Raw genomic sequence first — 16,166 nt, forward strand, 5'->3', positions numbered from 1 at the left:
TCCCGCAGCTATCTCTGGTGCGCCAGAACCCTGAGGCGGATCCAGTTCAATGCGGCAAGCTTGAAGCGATCATAGAAGGACCGCGCGAAACGCACATATCGCATGATCCATGCGAACCAGGCATAGGTGAGGAGCTTCTCCCGACCCGCGTGATAAATGCGCTCGACGATCAGGAAGGTGGCGAGATGGGCAAGGACCGTCACGGCAACACCCGTCTTGACGGTGCCGTGGGCGATGAGAAGCAGGCCGATGATTTTCATCGGCTCGGCGATGGCAAATGGCACCGCAAGCAGAAGAAGAATGGCAGGGCGCGGCAATCCGCCAATCCGGCTTTCCAGTTTCCTGATGAATGTCAGTCTGGAAATGGCCCTGATGATCGGCCGGTAGAGAGGGCGGAAAATGCCGTCGAGGACCAAGGCAAGCACGATAAGCGCCCGAATCGGAAAGATGAGGATCATCCGGATTCTGTTCTTCACCTCGGTCGGTCTCCGAAAAGGGCGTAACGTCATTCATCCTTAATCGCCTGAAACATGGCAAAACGAAGTTGTTTTTTCACGATCTGTTCTGCTGAACGCTCGCATACATGCCGGTGGTGCGGAATTCACTCGGATTGGTGCCGTAAAGCCTGCGGAAGACCTTGGAGAAGTAGTTCGGGTCCTCGAAGCCGCACAGCACGGACACCTCCTTGATGGGAATGTTGCCGGCCGTGGTGAGAAGCTTCGCCGCCCGCCGCAATCGTCGCTGCAGCACGAATTCAGCTGGCGGCAGGCCTTCGCTTGCCGTGAAGATGCGGGAAAAATGCGCACGGCTGAGGCCGGCAACGGCGGCAAGGTCGCTGACGGAAAGCCGCTCGCCGAGATGGCTGTCTATGTAGCTCAGCACCTGCTGCAGGGTGCGATATTCACCGCCGAAGGAGGGATGCGAGCCGAAAACGTCGTCATAAAGCGTCATCGCCGCCTCATAGGCAACGGCGGAGGCCGCTCCCGGTGTTTCCGCGCCGTTGACGAGGCGCGAGCAGCAATAAGCGAGATGATCGATGGTTTCCGGCTGAAGCTTGAGGATAGGGCCGGTGACGGAGAGAATATTGCGGTGAATGCGCAGGGCTTCCTCGCCATTCATGGAAATCCAGAAGAATTCCCATTCCTTGCCCTCTTCCAGCCAGTAGCGATGGTTGTGGGGAATGAGCAGCAGCAGGGTTTCACCCGGCTTCACCACATAATGACGGTTTTCGTAGCGCAGATTGCCCTGTCCGCCGATGCAATATTGCAGCACGGTGAACGGCGTCTGGCCGCGCCTTCGCCCGTCCCAATCATAGTTGCCGCTGCTGCGGATTTCATAGCCGCTGCTGGTGGGCATGGTGTGCAGGGTCTGGCGTCCGCGCGGCAGTGAGACTGTTCGCATGCCGGGTCCCTGATCGATCAAATCACGCAGCACAAAATTACCCATGAAAGCATAATCCTTCTCTGGTCCTGTCTCTTATTATACGCATAATCCCGATCCGAGGAGACAGCCAGCGGGATATTGCTGCTGAAAAATTGGGAGGAAGGCCGGTTTTACGGGATTCTTACGGGTATTTTTCTGTAGCGCCATTTTATGATCCCTAGGCCCGTTTCACCCGTTCGATTTGCAACAGAGGTGGCGTTATGAGTTTCAAAATCGCTATTATTGGCGCAGGCAGCGTCGGTTTCACGAAAAAACTGTTCACCGATCTCCTGTGCGTGCCGGAGTTTCGCGACATTGAAGTCGCGCTGACGGATATCAGCCAGCACAATCTCGATATGATCAAGGCGATCCTCGAAAAGATCGTCGAGGCCAATGGTTTCCCCGTCAAGGTGACGGCCGATACCGACCGCAGGCGGGCGCTGGAGGGTGCGAAATACATCATCAGCTGCGTGCGGGTTGGCGGTCTCGAAGCCTATGCGGACGATATCCGTATTCCGCTGAAATACGGCATCGACCAATGCGTCGGCGATACGATCTGCGCCGGCGGCATTCTCTATGGCCAGCGCAACATTCCGGTCATTCTCGATTTCTGCAAGGATATCCGCGAGGTTGCCGCGCCGGGCGCGAAATTCCTGAACTACGCCAACCCCATGGCCATGAACACCTGGGCCGCCATCGAATATGGCAAGGTCGATACGGTCGGCCTTTGCCACGGCGTGCAGCACGGGGCTGAACAGATCGCCGAAATTCTCGGTGCGAAAAGCCTGTCCGAGCTGGATTACATCTGCTCCGGCATCAACCACCAGACATGGTTCATCGATCTGAGGCTCAACGGCCGCAAGATCGGCAAGGACGAGCTGGTCGCCGCCTTCGAGGCGCATCCGGTCTTTTCGCAGCAGGAGAAGCTGCGCATCGACGTGCTGAAGCGTTTTGGCGTCTATTCGACGGAAAGCAACGGCCATCTCTCCGAATATCTGCCGTGGTATCGCAAGCGGCCGGAGGAAATCGCCCGCTGGATCGATATGTCCGACTGGATTCACGGCGAAACCGGCGGTTACCTGCGCCATTCCACCGAGACGCGGAACTGGTTCGAAACGGAGTTTCCGCAGTTCCTCGCCTCGGCGGCAAAGCCCATCGACCCGGCGAAGCGCTCCAACGAACATGCGAGCCACATTCTGGAAGCGCTGGAAACCGGGCGCGTCTATCGCGGCCACTTCAACGTCAGGAACAATGGCGTCATCACCAATCTGCCTTCCGATGCCATCATTGAATCCCCCGGTTTCGTCGACCGTTTCGGCATCAACATGGTCTCGGGCGTGACGCTGCCGGAAGCCTGTGCGGCCACCTGCATGGCCTCCATCAACGTGCAGCGCATGTCGGTGCATGCGGCGGTGAGCGGCGATATCGATCTGCTGAAGCTGGCTGTACTGCACGATCCGCTGGTCGGCGCCGTCGCCACGCCGGAGGAGGTCTGGCAGATGGTGGATGAGATGGTCGTCGCGCAGGCGCGCTGGCTGCCGCAATATGCGGATGCAGTACCGGCGGCGAAGGAGCGGCTTGCGAAATCCAGCGTCAAGACCCGCGACTGGGCCGGTGCCGCCCGCCGCAACGTGCGCTCCATCGAAGAACTGCGCGCCGAAAAATCGGCGCTGAAAAAGGCTGTTTGAAGGAAAGGGCATGGGAACAGGCCGGGCGGCGGAAGGGAGTTCGCCGCCACGGCCAGAACGATCACAGAGGGTGGGCGGTCGAAGAGCTGCCATTTGGGAGGAATGACGATGCAACTTCAACGCAAGATCGGTATCATCGCGGCATTGGGACTTGGTGTTTCGATGATCGCACTCAGTGCCAATGCTTTCGAGACCACCACGCCGCCAGAGCCGCCGCAATTTCCGGCGGAAGGCAAGATCAATTATGTGGCCCGCGACTCGATCCTCGAATTCAAGGCGCTGCCGAGCTACAGCGAGCCGGACTGGATCACTGAAAAATTCGAAAAGGCTGGCAAGCTGCCACCGCTCAAGGAGCGTCTGCCCGAGGAGCCGCTGGTCTACAAGACCGGCAACATGCCCGATGGTGTCGGCGTTTATGGCGATACCATGCGCCATGTGGTCGGCGGGCGGCCCGAGGGCTGGAATTACATTGCCGGCCAGAGCCAGGGCTGGGGCGGCATCGATATCGCGCTCTCCGAATGCCTGACGCGCACGGCACCGCTATTTCAGGTGGATGCCAAGGACACCGAACCGCTGCCCAATCTCGCCAAAAGCTGGGAATGGTCGGAAGACGGCCACAAGCTGACGATGCATCTCGTCAAGGGCGCCAAATGGTCGGACGGCGAGCCCTTCAATGCCGATGACGTGATGTTCTACTGGGAAGATGCCGTCGTCGACCCCAATGTTTCACCGCTTGGCGGCGGCGCATCGCCCGAAGCCTTCGGTGAGGGAACGACACTCACGAAGGTCGATGATTATACGGTGGAATGGACCTTCAAGAGCGCCTTCCCCAAGCAGTATCTCTACACCATGGCCTATCCGAGCTTCTGCCCCGGACCGTCGCATATTCTGAAACCGCAGCATCCGAAATATTCCAAAAACACCTATAACCAGTTCAAGAACGCCTTTCCGCCCGAGTTTATGAACATGCCTGTCATGGGTGCGTGGGTGCCGGTCACGTACCGTCCCGATGATATCATCGTGCTGAGGCGCAACCCCTATTACTGGAAGGTCGACGAGAAGGGCCAGCAGCTGCCCTATCTCAACGAGGTCCATTACAAGCTTTCAACCTGGGCCGACCGTGATGTGCAGGCCGTGGCGGGATCGGGCGATTTTTCCAATCTCGAGCAGCCGGAAAATTTCGTCGCTTCGCTGAAACGCGCTGCCGATCAGAATGCGCCGGCACGCCTTGCCTTCGGGCCGCGGCTCATCGGCTATAATCTGCAGATGAATTTCTCCGCCAATGGCTGGGGCAATCCGGACGAGCGCGGGCAGGCCATTCGCGAGCTGAACCGCAATGAGGTGTTCCGCAAGGCCGTGACCTCCGCCATTGACCGCAAGGCAATAGGTGACTCGCTGGTGAAGGGGCCGTTCACGGCGATCTATCCCGGTGGCATTTCCTCCGGCACCAGCTTCTATGACCGCAACTCCACGGTCTATTATCCCTTCAATCTCGAAGCCGCCAAGGCAGCCCTTGCGGAGATCGGCCTGAAGGATACCGATGGTGACGGTTTCCTGAATTTCCCCAGGGAGACGCTGGGCGGACGCAACGTCGAGATCATTCTTCTGGTCAATAACGGCTACACCACGGACAAGAGCATCGCGGAAGGCCTTGTCGGCCAGATGGCGAAACTCGGTCTTCGCGTCATCATCAACAGCCTCGACTCCAACCAGCGTGATGCTGCCCATTATGGCGGTCAGTTCGACTGGCTGGTGCGGCGCAATTCCACCGAGCTCTCGTCGGTGGTGCAGAACACCGAGCAACTGGCGCCTGTTGGCCCCCGTACCAGCTGGAACCACCGCGCCCCTGAGGGCAAGGAACTGGATCTGATGCCGTTCGAAAAGGAAATGGCCGATCTCGTGCGCAAGTTCATCTCCTCGCAGGACAATGCCGAGCGGGCGGAGCTGATGAAGCAGTATCAGAAGGTCTATACGCAGAACCTCTATACGATCGGTCTCACCGAATATCCGGGCGCGCTCATCGTCAACAAGCGGTTCTCGAATGTGCCGCAGGGCACGCCGATCTTCATGTTCAACTGGGCTGAAGACGCCATCATCCGCGAACGCCTTTGGGTCGCGGCTGACAAGCAGGGCAAATACGAACTCTTCCCCGAGCAGCTTCCCGGCAAGCCGGGCGAGGGCGGCCCGATCAACTAAAGCATTTCCAGGAAAAGTGGACCCCGGTTTTCCGTCCGGAAATGCGAAAACTTTAGAGAACTCCTCCCGGAGAAAACCCGGTACCGGTCGCGCGTGAAGCGCGGCCGGAGACACACGGATTACCCAACGGAGAAGACCGTTCGATGCTGAGATTTCTGACGATACGCATAGGCTCCGCCATTCCGGTGCTGTTGATCCTGAGCGTGGTGACCTTCGCCATCATCCAGGCGCCGCCCGGCGACTATGCCGACTATATCCGCTCGCAACTGATGAACCAGGGCGGTGCGTCCTTCGAACAGGCGGAAGCGCAGGCGCAGGCCTACCGTATCGAACACGGCCTCGATAGGCCGCTCGTCATTCAATATTTCAACTGGATCGGCGGCATCGTCACCCGCGGCGATTTCGGCTACAGCTTCTATTACAACAAGCCGGTCGCCGATGTGGTTGGCGAACGCCTGCCGCGCACCATTGCGCTGGCGCTGGTCTGCCACATCTTTGCATCCGTTCTCGGCATCGCCTTCGGCATCTGGGCGGCTACACGGCAATATTCCTGGGTCGACAATCTTCTCTCGACAGTCGCCTTCCTCGGCATGACCATTCCGCGCTTTCTGATGGCGCTGATCCTCGTCTATCTCATGGTGTTTCATTTCGACGTGTCTGAGATTGGCAGCTTTTTCTCACCGCAATATGGCGGCGCACCATGGTCATGGGCTAAATTCGTCGATCTCGTCAGCCATGTCTGGCCTGTCGTCGCCATCGCCGTCTTCGGTGGCCTTGCCTATAACATGCGGGTCATGCGCGGCAATCTGCTCGATACGCTGAATGCGCAATATGTGGAAACGGCGCGCGCCAAGGGCCTTTCGGAAGGCGCTGTCATCATGCGCCATGCGGTGCCGAACGCCGTGCACCCGCTCGTCATGTATCAGGGCGTGGTGCTGCCCTACATGCTGAGCGGCGAGATCGAAACCGCGATCATCTTCGCGCTGCCGACCGTCGGCCCGGCCATTGTCGGCTCCATGGCGGTGGGCGATGTCTATGTCACTGCAACCTTCATGATGGTGCTGGCCGCCACGCTGATCGTCGGCAACATCATCGCCGACATGCTGCTCGCCATGCTTGACCCGCGCGTTCGCGAATTCGGGAGGGCCTGAGATGATGGCGTTTGACGAGATGAAGACCGAAACCGCCGCCGCCGCAAAACCCGACCGTTCTGCCTATGGCAATGAGAGTTATCTCGCACTTGTCTGGCGTCGTCTGAGGCGCTCGTTCACCGGCATGATCGGGCTGGTGCTGGTGGTCCTGCTGATCCTCATTGCCATCTTCGCGGATTTCTTCGCGCCGATGAATCCGCTCGAAACGCATGGCAGCTTCTCGCCGCCGCAGGTGGTGCGCTTCAGCGACAAGGACGGCAATGTAAGCCTTTTACCACGCGTCTATGCCATCGCCGAGACCGAAGAACTCGATCCGATCACCTTCCAGCCCATCGTCGGGCCGGACTATGATAATCCGGTTTATCTCGGCTTTTTCGTCAAAGGTGCGGAATACAGGCTTTTGGGTCTCATCCCGATGAGCCGGCATTTCTTCGGCTCGACGGACGGCCAGCCGGTGCATTTTCTCGGAACCGACAAGTTCGGACGCGATGTGCTGTCGCGCGCCATCTACGGTTCGCGCATATCGCTTGCCATCGCGCTCAGCGTCGTCACCATCGTTACCGTCATCGGCACCAGCGTCGGGCTGATATCAGGATATTTCGGCGGCCCGCTGGATGCCTGGGTGCAGCGTTTCGTGGAAGTGGTGCTGGCGTTTCCGCAATTGCCGCTCTATCTCGCGCTGACCTCGCTCATCCCGGTCACGGCCCCGACCACCGTTTTCCTTGTTTTCGTCGTCGGTGTCATGTCGGCGCTCGGCTGGGCGCAGATGTCGCGAGAGGTGCGGGGGAAAACACTGGCCTTGGCGCGTATCGATTATGTGCGTGCGGCGATCGCCGTCGGCGCCACCGACCGGCGCATTATCTTCCAGCACATCCTGCCGAATGTGATGAGCCATGTGATCGTCGCCGTGACGCTGCATATTCCGAGCGTCGTGCTGCTCGAATCCTTCCTCGGTTTCCTCGGCTTTGCGGTGAAACCGCCGCTCATCTCCTGGGGGCTGATGCTGCAGGATACGGCCACCTATTCCGTCATCGGTTCCTATCCCTGGATTCTCGCACCTGTTGGTTTCGTGCTGGTCACGGTCTTCGCCTTCAACGCGTTGGGCGATGGCCTGCGCGATGCCGTCGATCCCTATTGAGAGGAGCGTAATATGGTTGCTGCTGCACAAAATAACACTTACGCGCCCGCCATCCGCTTTGACGCCGATGACCGAAACGACGACGCCATCATCGATGCCCGCAACATCGCCGTGACCTTCAAAGTGGAGCACGGAACGGTGGAGGCGGTGAAGGACATCTCCTTCCAGCTTTACCGGGGCGAGACGATAGCGATCGTCGGTGAATCCGGTTCGGGAAAATCCGTCACGGCCCGCACCATCATGGGGCTTTTGACGAAGCGGGCTTCCGTTTCGAAATCCGCGACCGTGCGTTTCAACGGCGACGACATTCTGAAGTTTTCGAGCCGCCAGCGGCGGGCGCTGCGCGGCAACCGCATCTCGATGATCTTTCAGGAGCCGATGAGTTCGCTGAACCCGATCTATACGATCGGCAGCCAGATCGTCGAGGCGATCCGGGTTCATTCGAAACTGAGCCGGAAAGAGGCCGAGGCGAGGGCGCTCGATCTTCTGCGGCAGGTACAGATACCCGAACCGGAAGCGCGGCTGAAGCAATATCCGCATCAGCTGTCCGGCGGCCAGCGGCAGCGTGTGATGATCGCCATGGCGCTCTCCAACGATCCGGATGTGCTGATTGCCGATGAGCCAACCACCGCGCTCGATGTGACGGTACAGGCGCAGATCCTCAACCTCATCCGCGATCTTCAGAAGAAGCGCGGCATGGCCGTGGTTCTCATCACCCATGACCTGACGATCGTGAAGCAGTTTTCCGATTACGTCTATGTCATGCAGCATGGCGAGATGCGCGAGCACAACACCACGGAAAAGCTCTTCGAAGCGCCGCAGCACCCCTATACGAAAAAGCTGCTTGCTTCCGAACCGCATGGCACGGCCAAACCGCTGCCGGAAAATTCCGGCGTGCTGCTGACGGCGAATGGCGTGCGTGTCTCTTTCATGATGCGTTACGGCGGCCTGTTCAAACCGGAGCTGAAGGAACTGATCGCCGTCGACAGTCTGGGGCTCACCCTCAATCGGCACGAGACGCTGGGGCTCGTCGGTGAATCCGGTTCCGGCAAGACAACCTTCGGACAATCCCTGTTGCGGCTGAACGAGCCGGTGGCCGGTGAGGTGATCTTTGATGGCGAGAGGGTCGATGGCCGGTCCCGATCTCAAATGCGGCCCCTGCGTTCGCGCATGCAGATCGTCTTTCAGGATCCTTTCGCCTCGCTCAACCCACGCATGACCATCGGCCAGATCATCGAGGAAGGGCTTGTCATCAACGGGCTGGGCAGGACCAAGGGCGAAAGGCTGGAGCGGGTACGCGACGCGCTGGAGGCGGCCGGCATGCCCGGCAACATCCTCTCACGGTTCCCGCATGAATTTTCCGGCGGCCAGCGCCAGCGTATCGCCATTGCGCGTGCGGTGGCGCTGGAGCCGGAATTCATTCTGCTCGATGAGCCGACGTCCGCGCTCGACCTTTCCGTTCAGGCGCAGATCATCGACCTGCTTCGCAAGCTGCAGGACGAGCGGGGCCTGAGCTACCTGTTCATCTCGCACGACCTGAAGGTCGTTCGCGCGCTCTGCCACCGCGTCATCGTCATGCAGCGCGGCAGGATCGTTGAGGAAGGCCCCGTCGATGAGGTTCTGACCCGCCCGAAAACCGAATATACTCAGCGGCTTGTACGAGCCGCCTTCGAAATCGCTTGAATGCCAAATGCCGGAGGTAGAAAATGGCAAGAGATCCCAAGATCACATTTATCGGCGCAGGTTCCACGGTGTTCATGAAGAACATCATCGGTGACGTGCTGCAACGTCCGGCCCTTTCGGGCGCCACCATCGCGCTGATGGACATCAACCGTGAAAGGCTGGAAGAAAGCGCCATCGTCGTCAACAAGCTGATTTCGACATTGGGGGCGAAGGCGAAGGCCGAGACCTATACTGACCAGAAGAAGGCGCTTGCCGGGGCCGATTTCGTTGTCGTCGCTTTCCAGATCGGCGGTTATGAGCCCTGCACGGTCACCGATTTCGAGGTGCCGCGCAAATATGGCCTGCGCCAGACCATCGCCGATACGCTCGGCGTCGGCGGCATCATGCGCGGCCTGCGCACCGTGCCGCATCTGTGGAAGATCTGTGAGGACATGCTGGCCGTCTGCCCCAACGCCATCATGCTGCAATATGTGAACCCCATGGCGATCAACACCTGGGCGATTGCGGAGAAATACCCGACGATCCGCCAGGTTGGCCTTTGCCATTCCGTGCAGGGCACGGCCATGGAACTCGCCCACGATCTCGATATTCCCTATGAGGAAATCCGTTACCGTTCGGCCGGCATCAACCACATGGCGTTTTTCCTGGAGTTCGAGCACCGCCAGCCGGATGGCAGCTACAGGAACCTCTATCCCGATCTCGTGCGCGGTTACCGCGAAGGCCGTGCGCCAAAACCCGGCTGGAACCCGCGTTGCCCCAACAAGGTGCGTTACGAGATGCTGACGCGGCTCGGTTATTTCGTCACCGAAAGTTCCGAGCATTTTGCCGAATATACGCCCTATTTCATCAAGGAAGGGCGCGAGGACCTGATCGAGAAATTCGGCATCCCGCTTGATGAATATCCCAAGCGCTGCATCGAGCAGATCGAGCGCTGGAAGGGGCAGGCGGCGGCCTATCGTTCGGCCGACAAGATCGAGGTCAAGCAGTCAAAGGAATATGCCTCCTCCATCATCAACTCGGTCTGGACCGGTGAGCCCTCGGTGATTTACGGCAACCAGCGTAACAATGGCTGCATCACCTCGCTGCCGGCCAATTGTGCGGCGGAAGTGCCGTGCCTTGTCGATCATAACGGCGTGCAGCCCACCTATATCGGCGAGTTGCCGCCGCAGCTCACCGCGCTGATGCGCACCAACATCAATGTGCAGGAACTGACGGTGCGGGCGCTGATGACCGAAAACCGCGAACATATCTTCCACGCCGCGATGATGGACCCGCATACGGCGGCGGAACTCGATCTCGACCAGATCTGGTCGCTGGTGGATGATCTTCTGCTGGCCCATCGCGACTGGCTGCCGGAGTGGACACAGGTGGAGGTGAAGCGGGCGCGGGCGGTGTAACGCGCGATCGCTACAACAAATGCGAGGCTGCAGGTTTCATCCTGCGGCCTTTGACTATCTAAGGTGCAGGCCCTCTCCTCCGTCATGCCGGACTTGATCCGGCATCCAGCCACGGCGCGTCTGCGCCGTGAGAAGAGAGTCTCGTGCGATCAAGGACTTGATCGCTTGGACCCCGGATCAAGTCCGGGGTGACGAGTGCGGATGATGCGGCGTTGCCAAACGAGGCCGCTTCATATGGCTTTGCAATCGCTGCTGCCTGCCATCGTCAACCGGTTTAGGCCCTTGCCCGAAACCTCTCATGCACTTGACTTGTGTCAAAGCCACGAAGCGCACCCTCACTTAAAAAGCCGCATGACCCGGCCCATTTCCTCAAACAGAAGAAATGCCGGTGCGAATTCTGAACGCGATGGTGGCTGGCTTCTTCGGTTTTTACGTATTACGGTTGAAACCTGAAGGGTTCATGGGGAAGACGGATGTCTAAAAAAGGCTTGCTCATTGGTCTGGTGGTTCTGGCTGTTGCCGTTGCCGCCTATTTCTTCTGGTCGAAGCTGACGGGGGAGGGACTTCCCGCCGGGTTCGTGGCCAGTAACGGCCGGATCGAAGCGGTGGAGATCGATATTTCCACGAAAACAGCGGGCCGCCTTCAAGATATCATGGTGCGCGAAGGCGACTTCGTGAAGGCCGGGCAGGTGCTGGCGCAGATGGACACGGCCCAGCTGGAAGCCAAGAAGCGCCAGGCGGAAGCACAGCTTCGCCGCGCAAAAATAGCGATCGATACCGCCAACAGCCTCGTTGCCCAGCGGGAGGCGGAAAAAACATCCGCTCTGGCGGTGGTGGAACAGCGCAAGGCGCAGCTCGATTCCGCCTCCAAGACCAATGCACGTTCGAAACAGCTGCTGACCGGCAACGCGGTTTCACAGCAGATCGTTGACGACAGCGAAGCCGCCGAGCTATCCGCCCGCGCGACGCTTGCTTCGGCTGAGGCGTCGCTTGCCGCTTCGGATGCCGCCATCAACGCCGCCAGGGCGCAGATCGTCGACGCGGAAGCGGCGGTTGATGCAGCCCAGGCCGATATTGAGAGCATCGAGACTGACATCACCGATGCGACGCTGAAATCGCCGCGCGACGGCCGCGTGCAATATCGCATCGCCCAGCCCGGAGAGGTCCTTTCCGCGGGCGGCCGCGTTCTCAACCTCGTCGATCTCGGCGACGTCTACATGACGTTCTTCCTGCCGACGGCTGAGGCTGGCCGCACATCAATGGGGTCCGACGTGCGCCTCATCCTCGATGCCGCGCCGCAATACACCATTCCGGCCAAGGTTTCCTTCGTGGCCGATGTCGCGCAATTCACCCCGAAAACGGTCGAGACCGAGGAAGAGCGCCAGAAGCTGACCTTCCGGGTGCGGGCGCAGATCCCGCAGGAACTGCTGCAGAAATACATTCAATATGTCAAAACCGGCCTGCCCGGCATGGCCTATGTCCGGCTTGACCCGCAGGCGGCCTGGCCGGAAAATCTCGAACGTAACCTCGTCAAGTGACGGTGGCCGCCATGGGCACACCCAACGCGACGAAGAGTGAAAACGATAGGGACGCGCCGGTTACGCGCCTCACCGATGTGCGGCTGGCTTTCGGCAGCACGGTTGCTCTCTCTGACATATCGGTTGAAATTCCGTCCGGGCGGATGATCGGGCTTATCGGGCCGGACGGTGTCGGTAAATCCAGCCTCCTGTCGCTCGTCTCCGGCGCACGGGCCATACAGAAGGGAAAGGTGGAGGTTCTGGGCGGCGATATGTCCGATCCGCGCCACCGCGAGGATACCTGCCCGCGCATTGCCTATATGCCGCAGGGGCTGGGCAAGAACCTTTATCCCACCCTGTCCGTGTTCGAGAATATCGACTTTTTCGGGCGGCTGTTCGGGCAGGGCGGCAGGGAGCGGCAGGCGCGCATTGCCGAACTGCTGAAAAGTACCGGCCTCGAGCCCTTTGCCGACCGTCCGGCAATGAAGCTTTCGGGCGGCATGAAGCAGAAGCTCGGGCTCTGCTGCGCGCTGATCCACGATCCGGACCTGCTCATTCTCGATGAGCCGACCACGGGTGTCGATCCGCTGTCGCGCCGGCAGTTCTGGGAACTGATCGATTCGATCCGGGCCGGGCGTCCGGGCATGAGCGTCATCGTCGCCACGGCCTATATGGAGGAAGCCGCCGGTTTCGACTGGCTGGTTGCCATGGATGGCGGAAAAATTCTGGCAACGGGGTCGCCTGCCGAGCTTCTGGAGCGCACCTCGGCTGCAAATCTCGATGCCGCCTTCATCGCGCTTCTTCCGGAAGAAAAGCGAAAGGGTTACCACGAGGTGCACATCGCGCCGCGCAAGGTGAGTGATGATGGCGATTATGCCATCGAGGCGTCCCATCTCAGCATGCGCTTCGGTGACTTTACCGCCGTCGACAATGTCAGCTTCAAGATTCCGCGCGGCGAGATTTTCGGCTTTCTCGGCTCGAACGGCTGCGGAAAATCCACGACCATGAAGATGCTGACCGGGCTTCTGGCCGCGAGCGAAGGCGAGGCGAAGCTCTTCGGGCACAAGGTGGATGCCAGCGACATGGCCATCCGCCACCGTGTCGGTTACATGAGCCAGGCCTTCTCGCTTTATTCCGAACTGACGGTGCGCCAGAACCTCGATCTTCACGCTCGCCTGTTCAAGCTGCCGGAAGAGAAAATTCAGCCGCGCATCGCCGAGATGGCGGAGCGTTTCGATCTTGGCGCGGCAATGGAGACTCTGCCGGACGACCTGCCGCTTGGCATCCGGCAAAGACTTTCGCTTGCGGTGGCGATGATCCACTCGCCTGACATTCTCATCCTCGATGAGCCGACCTCCGGTGTCGATCCGGTGGCGCGGGACGGGTTCTGGCAGATCCTTGCCGATCTCTCCCGCAACGACAATGTCACCATCTTCATCTCCACCCATTTCATGAACGAGGCGGAGCGCTGTGACCGGATTTCGCTGATGCATGCCGGCAAGGTTCTGATCAGCGATACGCCTGATGCGATTACTAGAAGCCGGGATGCGGCAACGCTGGAAGAGGCTTTCGTCGCTTATCTCGAAGATGCGTCCGGCGTGAAAAAGGCGGAACCTGCTGATGCGCCGGTCGCTACAGCGAATGTGCCTGTGACGCCACATGCAACGCCCGCCCGCAAACGGTTTTTCGATGTCAGGCGCATGTTCAGCTATACCCGCCGCGAGGCGCTGGAACTGCAGCGAGACCCCATTCGTGGCACGCTGGCGGTGCTTGGCAGCGTCATCCTGATGTTCGTGATCGGTTACGGCATCAATCTGGATGTCGAGGACCTGACCTTTGCGGTGCTCGACCGTGACGATTCCACCATCAGCCGCGATTATGTGCTGGATATAGCCGGTTCCCGTTATTTCATCGAAAAGGAACCGATCCGCGACTATGCCGATATGGACCGGCGCATGCGCGATGGCGAACTGAGCCTCGCCATTGAAATTCCCCCCGGTTTCGGCCGCGATGTGCTGCGCGGCAAGACGGTGGAGGTGGGCGCCTGGATCGATGGCGCCATGCCGCAGCGGGCCGAGACGGTGCGCGGTTACGTGCAGGGCATGCACCAGACATGGCTGGCGAGGAAGGCGGCCGAGATTTATGGCAGTGCGGCGACGCAGAACAGCTTCAGCATCGAAACGCGCTATCGATATAACCCTGATGTCAAGAGCCTTGTCGCCATGGTGCCGGCGGTCATTCCGCTGCTGCTCATGCTCATTCCGGCCATGCTGGCGGCACTCAGCGTCGTCCGGGAGAAAGAACTCGGCTCCATCGTCAATCTTTACGTGACGCCGACCACCCGGCTGGAATTCCTGATCGGCAAGCAGCTACCCTATGTCGCCCTTGGCATGCTCAATTTCCTGCTGCTGACGGCATTCGCCATCTTCATCTTCCGGGTGCCGTTTACGGGAAGTTATCTTGCTTACGCGACGGGAGCCTTGCTCTTCGTCATCATCGCCACCTCGATCGGCCTCGTCATGTCGTCCTTCATGAAGAGCCAGATTGCCGCGATCTTCGGTACGGCCCTGTTGACGCTCATTCCGGCGACGCAATATTCCGGCATGATCGATCCCGTCTCGTCGCTGCAGGGCGCAGGCGCCTTCATCGGCAACATCTATCCCGCCACCTATTTCATGACGATTTCGCGCGGGACCTTTTCGAAGGGGTTGGATTTCGCCGGCCTTTCCGGCTCTTTCCTGCCGCTGATCATTGCCATTCCGCTGCTGCTCATCGCCGGCGCCGCTCTCTTGAGGAAACAGGCGTCATGAGGTTGTTTTCGTCCAACATCTTCCAGCTCGGCATCAAGGAACTGCGCGGCCTTGCGCGTGACGGCATGTTGCTGCTGCTGATCGTCTACGCCTTCACGCTGCAGATCTATACCGGCTCCAGCGCGCTGCCGGAGACGCTGAACAATGCCGCCATCGCGATTGTCGATGAGGATCAGTCGCCGCTGTCGGGTCGTATCAGCACGGCGTTTTATCCGCCCTATTTCGCGCCACCTAAGCAGATTTCCATTGCTGAAATGGACAAGCGCATGGATGCGGGGCTCGATACTTTCGCGCTCAACATTCCGCCGGATTTCCAGCGCCGCCTGATGGCGGGGCAGCAGCCGGCCATTCAGCTCAACATCGACGCCACCCGCATGAGCCAGGCTTTCAGCGGCGGTGGATATGTCCAGACCATCGTGACCAGCGAAATCCAGGAATATATGAACCGCTATCGCGGTACGACCTCGGTGCCGGTGGACCTGACGCTGCGTTCCCGTTTCAACCCGGAACTGGACAAATCGTGGTTCGGATCGATCAATAACATCATCACCGCCATCACCATGCTCTCCATCGTTCTGACGGGGGCGGCACTCATTCGCGAGCGTGAGCATGGCACGGTCGAGCATCTGCTGGTCATGCCGGTCACGCCGCTGGAGATAATGCTGAGCAAGGTCTGGTCCATGGGCCTCGTGGTGCTGGTGGCCTCGGCATTTTCCCTGTTCGTCGTCGTCAGGGGGCTGCTCGCCATTCCGATTGAAGGCTCGCTCTCGCTTTTCCTGCTTGGGACCGCCCTGCAACTCTTTGCCATGACCTCGATGGGCATATTTTTAGCGACGGTCGCCGGTTCCATGCCGCAGTTCGGCATGCTGCTGATCCTGTTTCTATTGCCGTTGCAGGTACTCTCCGGCGCCATGACGCCGCGTGAGAGCATGCCTGACATCATCCAGTATCTCATGCTTCTCGCACCCAACACCCATTTCGTCATTCTGGCGCAATCGGTGCTTTTCCGCGGGGCCGGGCTGGATGTCGTCTGGCCGCAATTGCTGGCCCTTTTGGCCATCGGCAGCGCGCTTTTCGTTTTTGCGCTTCGCCGTTTCAGGCGATTCCTGCGTTGAACCCGGGAAAAATGCCTGTTTTCCCGCCAATTCGCCCGTGTTGAATTTA

At 59.6% G+C, this 16,166-nt stretch carries 11 protein-coding genes; 9 read left to right on the forward strand and 2 right to left on the reverse strand.

Annotation, left to right across the window (positions count from 1 at the left end; genetic code table 11):
• Nucleotides 1-8: 8 nt before the first annotated feature.
• A complete protein-coding gene (locus JZY08_RS25330; RefSeq protein WP_216332204.1) occupies nucleotides 9-476 on the reverse strand; it encodes a hypothetical protein in 468 nt (155 codons plus the stop codon).
• Nucleotides 477-552: 76 nt separating this feature from the next.
• Complete coding sequence (locus JZY08_RS25335; protein WP_082184756.1) at nucleotides 553-1,446, reverse strand: AraC family transcriptional regulator; 894 nt, start codon at nucleotides 1,444-1,446, stop codon at nucleotides 553-555.
• A 197-nt stretch (nucleotides 1,447-1,643) separates the two neighbouring features.
• On the opposite strand from JZY08_RS25335, the gene JZY08_RS25340 reads away from it, so the two are divergent.
• The 9 genes from JZY08_RS25340 (at nucleotide 1,644) to JZY08_RS25380 (ending at nucleotide 16,117) form a co-directional block, all read left to right on the forward strand.
• A complete protein-coding gene (locus tag JZY08_RS25340; protein ID WP_216332205.1) occupies nucleotides 1,644-3,110 on the forward strand; it encodes an alpha-glucosidase/alpha-galactosidase in 1,467 nt (488 codons plus the stop codon).
• Between the two features lie 108 nt (nucleotides 3,111-3,218).
• Complete coding sequence (locus JZY08_RS25345) at nucleotides 3,219-5,306, forward strand: ABC transporter substrate-binding protein (RefSeq protein WP_216332208.1); 2,088 nt, start codon at nucleotides 3,219-3,221, stop codon at nucleotides 5,304-5,306.
• A gap of 143 nt (nucleotides 5,307-5,449) precedes the next feature.
• Nucleotides 5,450-6,457 carry an ABC transporter permease gene (locus tag JZY08_RS25350; protein ID WP_216332210.1) on the forward strand — a complete coding sequence of 336 codons (1,008 nt, stop codon included), beginning with the start codon at nucleotides 5,450-5,452 and terminating at the stop codon, nucleotides 6,455-6,457.
• A gap of 1 nt (nucleotide 6,458) precedes the next feature.
• On the forward strand, nucleotides 6,459-7,595 hold the full coding sequence (locus JZY08_RS25355) for an ABC transporter permease (protein ID WP_216332211.1): 1,137 nt from the start codon (nucleotides 6,459-6,461) through the stop codon (nucleotides 7,593-7,595).
• 12 nt (nucleotides 7,596-7,607) lie between these two features.
• The gene (locus JZY08_RS25360; RefSeq protein WP_216332213.1) at nucleotides 7,608-9,278 is read left to right on the forward strand and encodes an ABC transporter ATP-binding protein; all 1,671 of its coding nucleotides are present in this window, start codon (nucleotides 7,608-7,610) and stop codon (nucleotides 9,276-9,278) included.
• 23 nt (nucleotides 9,279-9,301) lie between these two features.
• Nucleotides 9,302-10,675, forward strand: a complete 1,374-nt coding sequence (locus tag JZY08_RS25365) for an alpha-glucosidase/alpha-galactosidase (protein WP_216332215.1) — start codon at nucleotides 9,302-9,304, stop codon at nucleotides 10,673-10,675.
• A 473-nt stretch (nucleotides 10,676-11,148) separates the two neighbouring features.
• Entirely contained in the window at nucleotides 11,149-12,213 is a 1,065-nt protein-coding gene (locus JZY08_RS25370; RefSeq protein ID WP_035224903.1) for an HlyD family efflux transporter periplasmic adaptor subunit, read from the forward strand.
• Between the two features lie 11 nt (nucleotides 12,214-12,224).
• Entirely contained in the window at nucleotides 12,225-15,002 is a 2,778-nt protein-coding gene (gene rbbA / locus JZY08_RS25375) for a ribosome-associated ATPase/putative transporter RbbA (protein ID WP_216332217.1), read from the forward strand.
• A complete protein-coding gene (locus tag JZY08_RS25380) occupies nucleotides 14,999-16,117 on the forward strand; it encodes an ABC transporter permease (RefSeq protein WP_216332218.1) in 1,119 nt (372 codons plus the stop codon). The genes rbbA and JZY08_RS25380 overlap by 4 nt, the downstream gene beginning before the upstream one ends.
• Nucleotides 16,118-16,166 lie beyond the last annotated feature (49 nt).

Source organism: Rhizobium sp. X9 (genome assembly GCF_018873185.1).
In the GTDB taxonomy this organism is placed as follows: Bacteria; Pseudomonadota; Alphaproteobacteria; order Rhizobiales; family Rhizobiaceae; genus Agrobacterium; species Agrobacterium oryzihabitans.